General features: G+C 29.8%; 12 protein-coding genes and 3 tRNA genes. 9 read left to right on the top strand and 6 right to left on the bottom strand.

Annotated features, from left to right (window positions below):
- Positions 1–111 precede the first annotated feature (111 nt).
- A complete protein-coding gene (gyrA, locus tag G507_RS0101610) occupies positions 112–2,697 on the top strand; it encodes a DNA gyrase subunit A (protein ID WP_026715843.1) in 2,586 nt (861 codons plus the stop codon).
- Positions 2,698–2,743: 46 nt separating this feature from the next.
- Entirely contained in the window at positions 2,744–3,922 is a 1,179-nt protein-coding gene (locus G507_RS0101605) for a tetratricopeptide repeat protein (RefSeq protein WP_026715842.1), read from the top strand.
- 32 nt (positions 3,923–3,954) lie between these two features.
- Here G507_RS0101605 and G507_RS0101600 read toward each other — a convergent pair whose 3' ends face one another.
- Together G507_RS0101600 and G507_RS0101595 are read right to left on the bottom strand one after the other, a co-directional pair.
- The gene (locus tag G507_RS0101600) at positions 3,955–4,716 is read right to left on the bottom strand and encodes a C40 family peptidase (RefSeq protein ID WP_026715841.1); all 762 of its coding nucleotides are present in this window, start codon (positions 4,714–4,716) and stop codon (positions 3,955–3,957) included.
- Between the two features lie 77 nt (positions 4,717–4,793).
- Positions 4,794–5,972, bottom strand: coding sequence for an acetyl-CoA C-acyltransferase (locus G507_RS0101595; RefSeq protein WP_026715840.1), 1,179 nt, complete (start codon positions 5,970–5,972; stop codon positions 4,794–4,796).
- Between the two features lie 263 nt (positions 5,973–6,235).
- Between G507_RS0101595 and G507_RS0101590 the strand changes: the two genes are divergently transcribed.
- The 3 genes from G507_RS0101590 to G507_RS0101580 all read left to right on the top strand — a co-directional run bounded on the left by G507_RS0101590 (position 6,236) and on the right by G507_RS0101580 (position 6,527).
- Positions 6,236–6,322, top strand: a tRNA-Ser gene (locus G507_RS0101590).
- 18 nt (positions 6,323–6,340) lie between these two features.
- Positions 6,341–6,415: transfer RNA gene (locus G507_RS0101585), tRNA-Pro, on the top strand.
- A 38-nt stretch (positions 6,416–6,453) separates the two neighbouring features.
- A tRNA-Arg gene (locus G507_RS0101580) sits at positions 6,454–6,527 on the top strand.
- 223 nt (positions 6,528–6,750) lie between these two features.
- Here G507_RS0101580 and G507_RS0101575 read toward each other — a convergent pair.
- From G507_RS0101575 to porX, 4 genes are all read right to left on the bottom strand, one after another.
- Positions 6,751–7,119: a hypothetical protein gene (locus tag G507_RS0101575; RefSeq protein ID WP_026715839.1), complete on the bottom strand. Its 369-nt coding sequence runs from the start codon at positions 7,117–7,119 to the stop codon at positions 6,751–6,753.
- A gap of 78 nt (positions 7,120–7,197) precedes the next feature.
- Positions 7,198–8,394 (bottom strand): alanine dehydrogenase, encoded by a 1,197-nt coding sequence (locus tag G507_RS0101570; RefSeq protein ID WP_026715838.1) that lies wholly within the window; start codon positions 8,392–8,394, stop codon positions 7,198–7,200.
- 78 nt (positions 8,395–8,472) lie between these two features.
- Positions 8,473–8,886, bottom strand: a complete 414-nt coding sequence (gene tsaE / locus G507_RS0101565) for a tRNA (adenosine(37)-N6)-threonylcarbamoyltransferase complex ATPase subunit type 1 TsaE (protein WP_026715837.1) — start codon at positions 8,884–8,886, stop codon at positions 8,473–8,475.
- Positions 8,887–8,914: 28 nt separating this feature from the next.
- A complete protein-coding gene (porX, locus tag G507_RS0101560) occupies positions 8,915–10,471 on the bottom strand; it encodes a T9SS response regulator signal transducer PorX (protein WP_026715836.1) in 1,557 nt (518 codons plus the stop codon).
- A 365-nt stretch (positions 10,472–10,836) separates the two neighbouring features.
- Between porX and G507_RS0101555 the strand changes: the two genes are divergently transcribed.
- The 4 genes from G507_RS0101555 to G507_RS0101540 all read left to right on the top strand — a co-directional run bounded on the left by G507_RS0101555 (position 10,837) and on the right by G507_RS0101540 (position 17,262).
- Positions 10,837–11,280 (top strand): hypothetical protein, encoded by a 444-nt coding sequence (locus tag G507_RS0101555; RefSeq protein WP_026715835.1) that lies wholly within the window; start codon positions 10,837–10,839, stop codon positions 11,278–11,280.
- A 181-nt stretch (positions 11,281–11,461) separates the two neighbouring features.
- Complete coding sequence (locus G507_RS0101550) at positions 11,462–12,094, top strand: porin family protein (RefSeq protein ID WP_026715834.1); 633 nt, start codon at positions 11,462–11,464, stop codon at positions 12,092–12,094.
- Between the two features lie 41 nt (positions 12,095–12,135).
- Complete coding sequence (locus G507_RS0101545) at positions 12,136–15,936, top strand: T9SS type B sorting domain-containing protein (RefSeq protein WP_026715833.1); 3,801 nt, start codon at positions 12,136–12,138, stop codon at positions 15,934–15,936.
- Between the two features lie 90 nt (positions 15,937–16,026).
- The gene (locus G507_RS0101540; RefSeq protein ID WP_026715832.1) at positions 16,027–17,262 is read left to right on the top strand and encodes an HD domain-containing protein; all 1,236 of its coding nucleotides are present in this window, start codon (positions 16,027–16,029) and stop codon (positions 17,260–17,262) included.
- The last annotated feature ends 122 nt before the right edge of the window (positions 17,263–17,384 follow it).

Genomic DNA, 17,384 nt, shown 5'->3' with positions numbered 1-17,384 from the left:
TCTTTTTGTTAATAAATCTTTAATATTTATTAAAAAAAATAGCTGTAAAAATTATTAAAAGATGTAAATTGGCACGTTAAAGATTTAAATACAAATTAATATAAAATACCTATGTCTGAAGGAGAAAAGTTAATTCCTATTAACATTGAAGATGAAATGAAATCAGCTTACATTGATTATTCAATGTCAGTTATTGTATCTAGAGCTCTTCCTGATGTTAGAGATGGTTTAAAACCTGTACATCGAAGAGTATTATATGGAATGCACGAATTAGGAGTTAGAGCAAATAGTGCTCATAAAAAATCAGCAAGAATTGTTGGAGAAGTATTAGGAAAGTATCATCCCCACGGAGATACATCTGTATATGATGCTATGGTGCGTATGGCTCAAGAATGGAGTTTACGTTATATGTTAGTTGATGGTCAAGGTAACTTTGGTTCTGTTGATGGAGATAGTCCAGCAGCAATGCGTTATACGGAAGCTCGTATGCGTAAAATTTCTGAAGATATGTTAGCTGATTTAGATAAGGAAACGGTTGACTTTCAGTTGAATTTTGATGATACTTTGTACGAACCAACTGTAATGCCAACAAAGATCCCTACCTTATTAATTAATGGTGCATCTGGGATTGCAGTAGGTATGGCTACAAATATGGCTCCTCATAACTTAACTGAAGTTATTGATGGAACTCTTGCGTTTATAGATAATCCAGAAATTGAAATAGACGAATTAATCAATTATATAAAAGCACCTGATTTTCCTACAGGAGGAACAATTTATGGGTATGAAGGTGTTAGAGAAGCATTTAAAACAGGTAGAGGACGTATTGTAATGCGTGCTAAAGCTACTTTTGAAGAATCTAATAACAGAGAAGCTATCATTGTGACCGAAATTCCTTATCAAGTAAATAAGGCCGATATGATTAAAAAAACGGCTGATTTAGTTAATGATAAAAAAATTGAAGGTATTTCTAACATTCGTGATGAATCAGATAGAAACGGAATGCGTATCGTTTATGAACTTAAACGTGATGCTGTTCCAAACGTAGTTTTAAATACTTTATATAAATACACGCAACTTCAGTCTTCATTTAGTGTAAATAATATTGCATTAGTTAAAGGTAGACCACAAATGTTGAATCTAAAAGATTTGATTCATTATTTTGTGGAACACAGACACGATGTTGTTGTTAGAAGAACAAAATACGAATTAAGAAAAGCTGAAGAAAGAGCTCATATTTTAGAAGGTTTAATTATTGCATCTGACAATATTGATGAAGTAATTAAAATTATTAGAGCTTCAAATGATGGTGAAGAAGCAAGAAATAGTTTAATTGAACGTTTCAAATTATCTGAAATTCAAGCGAAAGCAATCGTAGAAATGCGTTTAAGACAATTAACTGGTCTTGAGCAAGATAAATTACGTGCTGAATATGAAGAGCTTATGAAGTTAATTGCTCATTTAAAAGAGTTATTAGCAAGTAAAGAAATGAGAGCTCAAGTAATTAGAGATGAATTAATTGAAGTTAAAGAAAAATACGGAGATGAAAGACGTTCTATAATTGAATATGCTGGAGGTGATGTAAGTATTGAGGATTTAATTGCAGATGAACAAGTTGTAGTAACAATTTCTCATGCTGGTTATATCAAACGTACCTCTTTAACAGAATACAAAACACAAAATAGAGGTGGAGTTGGACAAAAAAGTGCAGCCACAAGAGATGAAGATTTCTTAGAGCATTTATTCGTAGCAACAAATCATCAATATTTAATGTTCTTTACTCAAAAAGGAAAATGTTTCTGGATGAGAGTTTTTGAAATTCCGGAAGGAACAAAAGCAAGTAAAGGAAGAGCACTTCAAAACCTTATAAATATAGAAAGCGATGATAAAGTGAAAGCATTTATCTGCACTCAAGATTTAAAAGATCAAGAATATATTAATAGTCATTATGTAATAATGGCTACTAAAAAAGGACAGGTTAAGAAAACATCTTTAGAGAAATATTCTCGTCCAAGAGTAAATGGTGTTGCAGCTATCACCATTAAAGATGATGATGAATTATTAGAAGCAAAATTAACTACAGGTAATAGTCAAGTATTATTAGCTGTTCGTTCAGGTAAAATTGTTCGTTTTGAAGAAGCTAAAACTAGACCAATGGGTAGAACTGCTTCTGGTGTAAGAGGAATTACTCTTAAAGATGAAACAGATGAGTTAATCGGAATGGTTTCTGTGGATGTAAATGATGTTAATGATACACAATTATTAGTTGTAACTGAAAATGGATATGGAAAACGTACCAAATTAGAAGAAGATGGAGAAGCGATCTACAGAATCACTAATAGAGGTGGAAAAGGTGTTAAAGCATTAAATGTAACAGAAAAAACAGGTGCTTTAGTATCAATTAACATAGTTTCTGATGCTGATGATTTAATGATTATCAACAAGTCTGGATTAACCATAAGAATGAATGTCTCTGATTTAAGAACTATGGGTAGAGCTACTCAAGGTGTACGATTAATCAACATTAAAGGAAAAGATTCTATTGCTGCAGTTACTAAAGTACTTCGTGAAGATGATGAAGAACTTTTAGAAGGAGATGAATTAGCAGAAGGAGAAGAAAAAGTTGAAAGAGCAATTGATGATGTTGAAAATAACACAGATACTGACTCTTTAGAAGAACCAGAAACACAAGAATAACCAACAAGCCCAATTAGTTTTGGGCTTTTTTAAATTAACAAATACAATGAAAAAAGTAACATTACTTGCTGCTTTATTAATAAGTTTAGCAACATTTGCCCAAAAAGATGAATTAAAAACTTTAAAAAAGATTTACGCCAAGGATAGTCCTTCTACATCTGATATTGAAGATTATAAAACAGCTTTAAAATCTTTAGAGACTTTGGCTAGTTCCGAAGAAGACAAGGTTTATGCCAAATTCTATCAAGGAATGCTGCCAATGGCAGAATTGAACAATATTGGTTCTAAAATTACACCTAAAGATGTCCAAAGATTAATGAGTCCAGAAAACATAGAAACTTTTGTTAATACTATGAATGAAACTTTGGACTATGAAAAGAAAGAAGGAAAAAAAATATATACTGATGATATAAATGAAGCGTATTCTTTTTTAATTCCACAAATTGAACAAGCAGCTTTTCAATTGAATGAAGCAAAACAATATAAAATGGCATCAGCTACTTTTTATAATTTATATAAATTAGATAAAAAGTCAGGTTCAAATTTATTAAATGCGGCCATATTATCTGTGCAAGCAGAAGATTATCCTAGTGCAATAAAATTATATGAAGAATATAGAGATAGTGATTATTTAAAAAATGGAATGATTTATTATGCAATTAATAAATTAAACGATGAAGAAGAATCCTTCACTTCAATTCGAGCAAGAAAAACAAAGCTTGATTTAAAAACACATGAAAAACCTAGAGATGAAAAAGTTTCAGGTAGATCAGATATTCTTAAATTGATAGCTAATTTAAAAGTTAAAATTAGTGATATTGAAGGAGCAAAGAAAGCTTACAAAGAAGCGGTTAATGAAAATCCAAATGATTTAAATCTATTAATTGAACAAGCTAATTTTTATTATACTCAAAACGACGTTGCTACTTATAAGAGTCTAGTTAAAGAAATTATAAAAAAAGACCCAACTAATGCTTCTTTACATTTTAATATTGGATATTTAGGTTTGTCTGAAGACACAAGCTTAGTTGAAGAAATTAATAATAACTTAGATAAGCCAAAAAAATATGAAGAGTTGATGGCTAAGAGAAAAAGCCTTTATGAAGCGGCATTACCTCATTTTGAAGAATCTTATAAATTAGATCCTACTAGTGAAAACACAAAAATACTACTAAAAAGTACTTATGAAATTTTAGGCATGAAAGATAAAGCTGCTAAATTTTAGAAAAAAAAATCCCGTTGAAAAACGGGATTTTTTTATATGATTTTTTTTATAACTCTAAGCTTGTGTGTGTGTCTACCAGTATCAACATTGTAAATTCCTAGATGATCAAGTCTATCAATTCTAACTTTTCCGGAAGCATGTATAATATAATTATCATCCATCATAATTCCAACGTGAATGATTTTTCCTTCTTCATTATCAAAAAAGGCTAAATCACCGGGTTCACTTTCTTCAATAAAACTTAATGGTTCACCTTGACTAGCTTGTTGAGAAGCATCTCTAAATAATTGATATCCATTTAATTTATAAACCATTTGTGTAAATCCAGAACAATCTATTCCAAAAGGAGATTTTCCACCCCATAAATAAGGAGCGTTCAAATACATAAAGGCTGTTTTTATTAATTCAGATTTACCCTTTATTCCGCAAACTTTTATGCCATCAAATGAAAATTTTGAGTCATTAATATCATCATTATCTAAAAAAGACAAATTACTTCCTAAAGAAATTGGAATCAATTGATTAATAGGAGTAGAGATGTATTCAATTAAATCAGCACTCAAAACATTTGGAATGTCGTTTAAGATATTAAATTGTTCTTCAGTAATTAATTGAAATTGTTTACTGTCTATCCAACCTTTGTAGCCATCATAAGCAAGTTCAACATAAATCCATTTAGGATTTTGCTCAATTATTTTAAAATGTTCCCCAAATAAAAGTTGCGAAACTTGTTCGCTTTTATCAGAAGGTTCAAATCGCAAAGGAACTATGGCTAAGTTACAAATTCCAAACATTAATAGGATATAAAATAAAATTATGATTTAAAGCACAAATATACTCTAAATCATAATTCTAAAAAATTTAACTTCAATTATACTCTTTCAATAACAATTGCAGAAGCACCACCACCACCATTACAAATAGCAGCTGCACCAATTTTCGCATTGTTTTGAGATAAAACATTAATTAAAGTTACAATAATCCTAGCTCCAGAACAACCAAGAGGATGTCCTAATGATACAGCACCACCATTTACATTAATTTTATCCTCATTTAGGCCTAATATTTTTGCATTGGCTAATCCAACAACAGCAAAAGCTTCGTTAAATTCAAAATAATGAACATCACCTATTGAAATTCCAGCTTTATCTAATGCCTTTGGTAAGGCTTTAGAAGGAGAAGTAGTAAACCATTTTGGCTCTTGAGCTGCATCAGCATATGATTTTATATAAGCTAAAGGAGTTAATCCTAATGATTTTGCTTTTTCTTCACTCATTAAGACTAAAGCTGCAGCTCCGTCGTTTATTGTTGATGCATTTGCTGCAGTAACAGTTCCGTCTTTACTAAAAACTGGATTTAAGGCAGGAATTTTTTCTAACTTAACATTTGTGTATTCTTCGTCTTTAGATACAATTAAAGCATCTCCACGTCTCTGAGGTACTTCAACAGGAACTATTTCTGAATCAAAGTTTCCAGCTTCCCAAGCTTTAGCCGAACGTTCGTAAGATTGAATAGCATAATTATCTTGTTCTTCTCTTGAAATTTTATATTCTGATGCGCATAAATCTGCACAAGTTCCCATAGCTTGATTGTCGTATGCATCAACTAAACCATCTCGTTGCATTCCGTCAACTAATGTTGTTGGTCCAAATTTAACACCATTTCTCATGTGAACATAATGAGGGATTAAACTCATGTTTTCCATTCCACCAGCAACAACTACTTCAGCATCTCCAGCCATAATAGCTTGAGCTCCTTGCATAACAGCTTTCATGCCACTAGCACAAACTTTATTAATTGTTGTACAAGGTACATTGTTCGATAATCCTGCTGCTAATGCTGCTTGTCTAGCTGGTGCTTGACCGTTTCCGGCTTGAACCACATTACCCATTATTACTTCGTCAACAAGATTGACATCTAAATTAATTTTACTTAAAGCTCCTTTGATAGCGGTTGCACCTAATTGTGTTGCTGGAACGCTTGATAAAGCACCCATAAAACTTCCAATTGGAGTTCTTACTGCTGAAACTATAACTACTTTTGTACTCATACTATTTATTTTTTGCGAATTTAATAAATTATTAGCTATTTTTTCTTAATTTGAAATTAAATTCATTAAAAATATGTCATAAAGTATTGATTATACTATAAACTAATTATTTTTTTATATTCTATATGCTTGATTATTAATTCATTTTAATTAAATTGACTTTTTTTTGAAAAATATTATCTAATTCGCTTGCAATAATAAGAAGTAAATCCTAGATTTGCAACCGCTAAAAAGATAAGTTCTTATATATAATATAGAAGATTGGAGAGTTGCCTGAGTGGCCGAAAGGACTTGTTTGCTAAACAAGCGTATGGGAAACTGTACCAAGGGTTCGAATCCCTTACTCTCCGCTTATTTTTTTCACACCTCGGGGTGTAGCGTAGCCCGGTCATCGCGCCTGCTTTGGGAGCAGGAGGTCGCAGGTTCGAATCCTGCCACCCCGACAAAAGAAGTTAAACACTTCATAAGATTAAAAAATAATGGTTGCGTAGCTCAGCTGGATAGAGCAACTCACTTCTAATGAGTAGGTCCCAGGTTCGAATCCTGGCGCGATCACAAAAAAAAGCCTTGCAAATGCAAGGCTTTTTTGTTATATGTTGTGGTTCTCTTTTTATTTCTTTTATTTGAAAGAATATTTTTTTTAGTAAAAATTTTGTTGCAAGTAATTTTTAATAAACTATTTCAAATAGTTTATTAAACCTTTTTATCAATTTTTTATTTTCTCTTTTTAAACTCCATCTTGAGTAAAAAAAAGTAAAAACTATTAATAAATTAAATATTATGTATGTAAAATTTGGTATGTTTTTTTATAATTAAAATAGAAAAAACAATTACCAATAATTATTGCCACAACAGGAAAAATTTTAAACAAAACAATTCCAATTTTATTTATAGGTTGAACACTGTAATTTAATTTTAGCTCATTATTAATGTTTTGATACTTTCCTTTAATTATATAATTAGGGAAAGTAAAATTATAATTTATTGTAAGTTGAAAAGTTGAATCATTAAATTTTCCATAAAAAATTTTTGAGCTATAAAAAAATATAGAAAAAAGGCCAAGTGTCATTTGCAAGTGAGGTAATCCAATTTTTGTATTATTTTTTAGTCTATCTCTAAATTCTGTTATATCAAGTTTAGATTTCATTAATTAAGATTTTTTTTTGCGAGTAATTTTCTAATAATTCTAAAAATATCTAAATAATTTTAAATTTTATTTTTAACTCTAAAAAACAATCAAATTAATATCTCTATATTCAATATTAAACCAATCAGCTATTGATTTGTTGGTTAATAAACCGTGATAGAAGTAAACACCATTTTTCAAACCTCTATTGCATCTAATAGCGCTTTCTAATCCACCATCTTCTGCAATTTGTAATAAGAATGGAGTTATGATGTTGCTTATTGATAAAGAAGCTGTCTTTGAATATCTAGAAGGAATATTTGGGACACAATAATGAATAACATTATTCTTGATGAAAGTTGGTTTTTCATGTGTTGTTACTTCTGAAGTTTCAAAACTCCCACCTGAATCGATACTCACATCAACGATTACAGCACCTCTTTTCATGTTTTCTACCATAGCCTCAGTAACAACAATTGGTGTTCTGTTTTTTCCTCTCATAGCACCAATTGCAACATCACATCTTCGGAGAGCTTTAATTAGAGATTTATCTTGTATAGTTGAAGTAAATATGCGTTGATTTAATAAGCTTTGAAGTCTTCTTAATTTAGTAATAGAATTATCAAACACTTTTACATTTGCACCAAGTCCGATTGCAGTTCTGGCTGCAAATTCCGCTACAGTTCCAGCACCAAGAATTACTACTTCAGTTGGAGGAACACCAGTTATATTTCCTAATAAAAGTCCTTTGCCAATATTTTCATTAATCATTAATTCAGCTGCAATTAATATTGAAGCAGTTCCAGCAATTTCAGAAAGTGATTTTACAGCTGGATATGAGCCATCTTCATCTTTTATGAATTCATAGGCTAAAGCAGTAATTCTTTTATGTGCCAAAGCTTCAAAATAGGCTTTCTTTTGGGTTTTTAATTGGATAGCAGAAAGAACAATTGTTTGTGGATTTATTAAGTCAATTTCATCAATTGTAGGTGGTTCAACCTTAAGAATCATTGGACAGCTAAATACTTTTTTAGTGTCTTTTGTAACTTCTGCACCAGCTTTACTGTATTCTAAATCAGTAAAACTTGAGCTTTCTCCAGCTCCAGATTCAATCATAACTCTATGGCCTTGATCAACTAATGAACTTACAGCATCAGGAGTTAAACAAATTCTACGTTCTTGGTAAGAGATTTCTTTTGGTAATCCAATAAATAATTCACTTTTATGTCTTGCAACTTCAAGCTTTTCTTCTTGAGGCATTAGTTGCATTTTAGAAAAGGGGGAAAATGATGCCATAGTTTTTAGTTAAGTTGTGCCAAGTTACTTATTTTTTTCAATAATTAAAAAAATTGTTTTTGAATAAAATAAAGAGGTTTAGTTAATTAAAATTAATTGGCGTTTACCATTTTCAATTTCTTTCATAATAATTCTTGCGTGATCAATTGGAATAAGGTTTGGTGTTTTTTCTGGCCATTCAATAAAACACCAATTTCCTGAATAAAAATATTCATCTAAACCCATATCATATCCTTCAATTTCATTGTTTAATCGATATAAATCAAAATGATAAATAGGTTCTAATGTTGTAGTGCGATATTCGTTAACTATAGAAAAAGTTGGGCTACTGCTATTATCAGATACATCCAATTCTTTAACTAAAGCTTTTATTAAAGTTGTTTTACCAACTCCCATTAAAGCATCAAAAGTTATAACTTTCTTTAAACCTGGTGTTGAAAGTATTTTTTGGGCAACTTGCTGTATTTCATCTAATGAAAAAGTGATTTCCATTTAAAATTTATTTATAATCAATTAAAAATTAACTTCTTGGCTCAAACACCAAAAATGGAATAATCATTTCTTCTAAAGAGATTCCTCCATGCTGGTAAGTATTTCTGTAATAACTTACATAATGATTGAAGTTATTTACATAAGCCAAAAATAAGTCATTCTTAGCAAAAATATAAGAACTACTCATATTAATTGTAGGTAAACCGACTTTTTTAGGATCTTTTACGGCATAAACGTCTTTATCTTCATAAGTAAGACTTCTGCCAGTTTTATAACGAAGGTTTAAACTAGTGTTTTTATCACCAATAACTTTTGATGGATTTTTACAGTTTATTGTTCCGTGATCTGTTGTCAAAATTAATTTAAAGCCCATTTGTTGTGCTTGCTGAATCATTTCTAATAGAGGAGAGTTCTTAAACCAGCTCAGAGTTAATGAACGATAAGCTTTATCATTTGAGGCCAATTCTTTTACTACATCCATTTCTGTTTTAGAATGTGAAAGCATATCGACAAAATTGTAAACAATAGTCGTTAAATCATTATCTTTTAATCCTTTGAAATTCTCTGCCAACTTTTTACCATCTCTGAAATTTGTAATTTTATAATATTCTTGCTTGATATTTAATCCTAGACGTTTTAATTGTTCTGATAAAAAGTCAGCCTCATGCAAGTTTTTTCCTCCTTCATCAACATCGTTTTTCCAATATTGCGGGAATTTTTTCTCCATATCTAAAGGAGTTAAACCACTAAAAATAGCATTACGAGCGTATTGAGTAGCTGTAGGTAAAATAGAGTAGTAGCTTACTTCTTTTTCTAATTTATAATGATTATTAACTATACTTTCAAAAGCTTTCCATTGATCATAACGAAGATTATCAATTACAATAAAAAGAATTGGTTTCTCTTTCTTTCTGATTTCTGGAGCTACTAATTCACCAAAGATTTCATGGGATAAAAAAGGTTTGTCTTTGGTATTTGTAAACCAATCTTCATAATTACGTTCAATGAATTTACCAAATTGCATGTTAGCTTCTGCTTTTTGACTTTCTAATATTTCAATCATACTTTGTGACTCAATATTTTCAAGCTCTAATTCCCAAAAAACTAGACGTTTATACATTTCCACCCAATCTTCAAAAGAATTGACCGAAGCCATATCCATTGCTATTTTTCTGAATTCCTTTTGATAATCTAAAGTAGTTTTATCTGAAACTAATCGTGAATGGTCTAAATTCTTCTTCAAACTCAATAAAATCTGATTTGGATTTACTGGTTTAATCAAATAATCTGCAATTTTAGAACCAATTGCTTCTTCCATGATATACTCTTCTTCACTTTTGGTAATCATAATCATTGGGACAGAAGATTTTTTCTCTTTCATTTCTGAAAGTGTTTCCAATCCACTTAAACCTGGCATGTTTTCATCTAAAAAGACTATATCAAAGTTAGATTCTTCAAACAAATCTATAGCGTCTTGTCCGTTATTACAAGTTGTAACATCGTAGTTTTTCTTTTCAAGGAATAATATGTGTGGTTTTAATAAATCTATTTCATCATCAACCCAAAGGATTTTTATTTTGTTCATATATGCTGATTTTATAGCAACATCTTTCGGTGCTTAATTATTATGTAATTTCTTAAATTTGACGGCAAGTTAGTATTTATACAACGATGAATATATTAAAAATTGTATAAAATTTTTGTGTATTTTTATAATAAGAGAGATTTTATTTATTTGATACATCTTTAAATCATATATTTCTCTGAATAAGCTAAAAGTTAAGTAAAGAGGTTGAAAAAAAATGAATAAAATATAAGAGATTTAGAAGAAGTATTGGTTGTTTTATTAAGAAATTTAATATTATATTTGTTTTCATAAGCAATTACAGTTAAGGTTGTTTATAACTATCAATGGAAGATTTTTAAAACGTTATTAATTTAACTAATAATATGAAAAAAATAATTTTAACACTAAGTTTACTGCTACTAGTTATAACAGCATGTAGCAAAAAAGACGATGACAATAATGGCAATTTAGCTATTACTAAAAATAATGTCTATGGAAATTGGACATTTTCCGAAATAATTCGTCCAGATGGTACTATTGTACCTTATCCTCATCAATGCAGCACACAAAACGATTATATCTTTTTTGATTTTATAGATATATACATGTATAGATTCAAAACCAATTGCGAGAATTACGAAACATATAGATGCGATAATTATTTTTTATTAGAAAACCAAATAACAGGTTGTAACTATGTTTTTGATGGTACAATAACCGAGTTTACTAGTCAAAGAATGAGAATAGAGTATGATGAAGTTATTCCTAGTAATAATTTTATTAATCCAATTGGAGATGTAAAAGGTTTTATATTTATCAAACAATAATTTTAAAAAACATATAAATGCTAAAAAATACTGTACAATTGTTATAACTTGTATTACTAACATATTCGTCTCTCCCTAGTATAAATCAATTCCTGTGGTAGTTTGCAATGGTTATAATATCTCGTTTGTAATTAAAAATTAAACACAATATAATTAATATAAAAATTAGAACACAAACAACATGAAAAAAACAATTTTAACAATAGCTCTTTTAGCTACAATTGCAGTAAGTACTGCACAAGATAGAAATTCAACCCTAAAATTTGGTGCAAAAGCAGGTTTAAATATTTCAAGTGCTAGTGTAGATAGAACATTTGATACTGATATTTCTACATTAATAGGAGTACACATAGGAGGTTTTGCCAATTTTAAATTAGATGAAAAATTTACATTACAACCAGAGCTTCTATTTTCTACTCAAGGGTATAAAGAGTACTTAGATGATGGTGGATATATTTATGATGATAAAGTAAAACTAACGTATATAAACCTTCCTTTAAACTTTCAATATGCTGTTGCTTCAAAAGTTTATGTAGAAGCAGGACCACAATTAGATTTTCTGCTATCTGGCAAAAGGGATAATAAGTATTATGATCCAATGTCTAATGAAACAACAACAAGAAATGATGTTGATATAAAAGATGATCTAAAATCAACAGCTTTTGGTTTTAATGTGGGTGCAGGTTATGCCATTACACAACAACTTTCTGCAAACATTCGTTACCATATAGGCTTGTCTGAAATAGATGATTTGGAAGGCGTAAAAACAAAAAATAGAAATTTACAATTAAGTTTGGGGTATTCTTTTAATTAGTTGTTTATTAGTTAGTTTTAAAAAAAAAAGAGTTTTGTTATATGAGAAACCTATTTTATTTAATAGCTTTTCTATACTCATTGGCTTCTTTTTCGCAAGGAGAAGCCAACATTTGGTATTTTGGGGATAATGCTGGTATAAATTTTAGTAGTGGTAGTCCTGTCGCGTTAACTAATGGGCAACTAAGTACAAGAGAAGGCTGTGCTGTTTTGAGTACAAATTTAGGACAGTTATTATTTTACACTGATGGAGTAACTGTGTATAACAAAAACCATCAAATAATGGTTAATGGTGCTGGCCTTTTAGGACATGTTTCATCTGCTCAATCGGCTACCATTGTTCCAAAACCTGGTTCTGGAAACCTATTTTATATTTTTACGACAACAAATGAACATAATCCTGATGGATTTAGATATTCTATTGTGGATATGACTTTGGATGGTGGAAATGGAGCTGTAACCTCAAATAAAAACGTTGTAGTTTTTACACCAACCATTGAAAATATATCTATAACAAAACACGCAAACGGATTAGATTATTGGATAATTTCGCATGAATGGAATTCCAATACTTTTAGAGTTTATTTATTATCATCTACTGGTTTAAGTGCTACACCAGTATATTCTAGTGTAGGTTTGCCTGTTCAAGGAGCTGGTTTTCAAGCTGCAGGTGTAACTAAAGTTTCTCCAAGTGGCACTAAATTAGCCATGACAAGTACTTCAGATTTTTTACAATTATTTGATTTTGAAAACGCTACAGGCATTATTTCAAACCCTATTACATTAAGTGAAGAAGGTGGTGAATTATATGGTATAGAGTTTTCACCTAATGAAGAAGTATTATATGCAAGTAATGCTTACACTGGAAAACTATACCAATATGACTTAACAGCAAGTAATATTCCAAACTCCCAGCTAACTTTAATTAATGGTGGGTTTAATGTAGGTCAACTGCAAATGGGGCCAGATTTTAAGATTTATGTCGCTATTGAAAATAATATGAGTTTAAGTGTAATAAACAATCCTGATACACTAGGACTAGGATGTGATTTACAATTATTTAGCGTTAGTTTAAATGGAAAAAATTGTCGATTAGGATTACCTTGTTTTAGTCAATCTTTTTTCTTTGTACCAACAATACAATTACAAAATGCTTGTGTTGGAGAATCTACTTCTTTTCAATTAAATAATTCTGCTGTAACAAGTACAACTTGGAATTTTGGTGATGGAGCTTCTTCTACTCTTTTAAACCCATCACATAGTTATGCAACTGCTGGTACATATACCGTTAGTGTAGTAGCAACAAGTCCAAGTGGTGTAGGTACAAATACACGAGATATTATTATTTCAGAAGTTCCAACAGCCACTCAACCTAGTGAAATAAAAATTTGTGATACCAATAACGATGGTTTTGCATCAATTGATTTAACCCAAAATCAATCAGCTATTTTAAACGGGCAATCTGCTACTCAATATGGAATTAGATATTTTGCAAATGCAACAGATTATGCTTCTAATACTGTAATTACTACTCCAACAACTTATACTAATTCAATTGCTTTTGGGCAACAAACTATTGTGGCAGAAGTTTATAATGTTGCTAATAGTAATTGTAAAGCTATAACCAATTTTACCATTCAAGTATTTAAAACGGCTGTTGCACCAACTTCTCCATTACAAGCAATCCGTTTATGTGATAATACAAGTTTTGGAACTAATGCTGATGGAAAAGTAGTTTTTGATTTAACGCAAAACCAATCTGCTATTTTAAATGGTCAGTCTAGTGCTGAATTTGATGTTTCGTATTATACAGATAGTGGATTTATAAACTTAATTGCTACACCAACTAATTATGTAAATACAAATTCAATTGAAACTATTTATGTTAAGATTAGTACAATAGCAAATACAAATTGTTTTGCAACTACTTCATTTGAGATTCAAGTTTATAGTTTGCCAATTGTTAATGCAACGATAAGTTTAAAACAATGTGATGATGATAACGATGGTTTTAGTGCTTTTAATTTAACAGAAGCAAATCAATTATTGGTCAATAATACAACAGGTTTAACTTTTAGTTTTTTTGAAACATTTTCTGAAGCTCAAAATAATTCAAATCCAATAACAAATACTATTTCTTACATAAATCAAATTGTTAGTAATGATCAGATTTTTGTCAGAGTAGAGAATACCAATAATTGTTTTAGAGTTGTGTCCTTAAATTTAATTGTTTCAACAACATCAATTCCAGTAAGTTTTCAAAAAACTTTTTCAGCTTGTGATAATCTAGCTTCTGGCTCCATTACGGACGGAATTTCATCTTTTGATTTTAGCAGTGTTACAGCTGATGTTCAAGCCTTATTTCCATCAGGGCAGTTATTGAGTATTGTCTATTATAAAAACCTTGCAGATGCTTTGGCTGAACAAAATGCAATAGCTAACATTAGCAATTATAGTAATATTGGCTATCCAAATTCGCAAAATATTTATATTCGTGTTGATAGTCAAATAAACAATGAATGTTTAGGTTTGGGACATCATATTACTTTGACGGTTGAGCCTATTCCAATAGTGCAACCTCAAACTATTAAACATTGTGATGATGACCAAGATGGAATTTATAGTTTTAACACTTCGTCTGTTGAAAGTAATTTATTAAATGGATTAACGAATGTAAATGTTATCTACACTGACAGCAACGGTATTTTATTATCAAGTCCATTGCCAAATCCATTTTCCACTTCTTTACAAACCATAAATGTTACAGTTAAAAATAATTATGGTCAACAATGTGAATATAATACTACTATTTCATTTATAGTTGATGATTTGCCTGAAGCATTTCCAATTCCAACAAACCTAACTACTGTTTGTGATGATGAAATAAATCCAGCACAACAAAATGGTTTATATCCTTTTAACACCAGTACGTTTCAAAATACTATAGTTGGAAATCAAACAGGAATGATAGTCAATTATTTTGATGTTAATAATGTTGCTTTGCCAAGTCCATTGCCAAATCCATTTATAAGTGGAACGCAAAACATACGTGTAGAAGTTATTAATCCAATAAATACTACTTGTAAGGCTACGCTTTATATTCCTTTGATTGTAAATCCTAACCCTATAATTAATCTTACAGGCAATGAACTTATTTGTAGTGATAACCCAACATTTACTAAAATACTTGATGCTGGTTTATTAAACCCATCAACTCAAAATAATTATACTTACACTTGGTTTTTAAATAATGTAGTGTTACCAAATGAAACAAATTACTCATTAATAGTAAACACAGCAGGGATTTACACCGTTAAAGTTGAAAGTCAAAACGGTTGTACAAGCACAAGAACTATTACTGTTATAGCTTCAAATTCGGCTGTTATTGAAAATATAATAGTAAATGATTTATCAAATTCTAATTCCATAGAAATAGTCGCAGGTGGTTTAGGTGATTATGTTTATAGTTTGAATAATGGTGCTTATCAAGAATCTTCTATTTTTTCTCCTGTAGTTCCTGGAGTGTATATAGTTTCTGTACAAGATTTAAAAGGTTGTTCAACTATTTATGAAACGGTTTATGTAATGGGAATTCCTAAATTTTTCACCCCAAACGGTGATGGTTATAATGAAGTTTGGAATATCAATAACTTAAATCCTACTATTAATTTAAAGGCAAGTATTTTTGATAGATACGGAAAATTATTAAGTCAGTTCAATCCAAAAAATAAAGGCTGGGACGGAAACTACAATGGACAAACTTTGCCTGCTACAGATTATTGGTATGCTATTGAATTTGATAATGGCAGAATAGTAAAAGGACATTTTTCTATGATAAGATAATAACTATAAAATTTAAGTAAAAAGGACATCTTAAAATAACTTTTAGAGTAACCTCAAAAATCCCTACTTTTACAAAAAAAAATATTTTCTGTGAGTCAAATCAATAAACGCAAAATTTTTAACGATCCAATTTATGGTTTCATTACGATTCCTAATACGTTAATTTATGATTTAATACAACACCCTTATTTTCAGCGTTTAAGACGTATTTCTCAAATGGGTTTGACATATTTAGTTTATCCAGGAGCACATCATACACGTTTTCATCATGCCTTAGGTTGTATGCATTTAATGCAAAAAGCCATTCAAACACTTCGTTTTAAAACAGTACAAATATCTGAAGAAGAAGAAAATGCCCTTTTAATTGCGATTTTATTGCATGATATAGGTCATGGCCCATTTAGTCACGCCATGGAACAAAGTATTGTCGAAGAAGTACATCATGAACAACTTTCGTTACTGTTTATGGAAAAATTGAATGAAGAGTTTGATGGAAAACTGTCATTAGCAATTAAAATATTTAAAGAACAATATCACCGTAAATTTATGGTGCAATTGGTTTCTAGTCAGTTAGATATGGATAGGTTAGATTATTTGCGAAGAGATAGTTTTTACAGCGGTGTAGCCGAAGGAAATATCAATAGTGAGCGTTTAATTCAAATGATGAACGTACAAGATGATGTGTTAGTAATCGAAGAAAAAGGAATTTATTCGGTTGAAAAATTCTTAATGGCAAGACGATTGATGTATTGGCAAGCTTATTTACACAAAACAAGTGTAGTTTCTGAAATTATTTTGATGAATATTCTAAAAAGAGCAAAAGAATTAACAAAAAATAAAATAATTTTAAACTGTAGCGAACCTTTGCAATTCTTTTTAAAGAATAAAATTTCATTAGATAATTTTGATTCAAAAGTATTACAAACATTTTCATATTTAGATGATTTTGATGTAATGAGTGCTATTAAAAACTGGCAATTTCATGATGATTTTGTATTGAGTTCACTTTCAAAAATGATTATCAATAGAGATTTATTAAAGATTCAAATGATGAGTGATAAACCAAAGAAAGAGAGTTTATTAGACTTTAAAGAAAAATTTATTTCAAAATATAAAACTACTCCTTTAGAAACGAAATATTTTGTTTTTAAGGGCAAAATAAAAAATCAAGCTTACAACAAAGAGAGTGAACCTATATGTATCTTAAAAAAAGACGGTTCAATTGAAGATGTAGCACAAGCATCAGACCAATTAAGTCTTAAAGCTTTATCAAAACCAGTAACAAAATATTTTATTTGTTACCCAAAAGAATTAATAGTTGCATAGCTATTTGATTTAATTTTATATTTTTGTGAGATTGAAATTAATTTAACATACTTTTAAATAGTAAAAAACATAGTTTCAAAAAGTAGATTCCATCAGGTTTGATGGTAACTTAAAAATTTTAA

The sequence above is a fragment of the Flavobacterium gelidilacus DSM 15343 genome (genome assembly GCF_000422685.1).
GTDB classification, from domain to species: domain Bacteria; phylum Bacteroidota; class Bacteroidia; order Flavobacteriales; family Flavobacteriaceae; genus Flavobacterium; species Flavobacterium gelidilacus.
The sequence above is the reverse complement of the archived record's forward strand: the minus strand, read 5'-3'. Positions and strand labels throughout refer to the sequence as shown.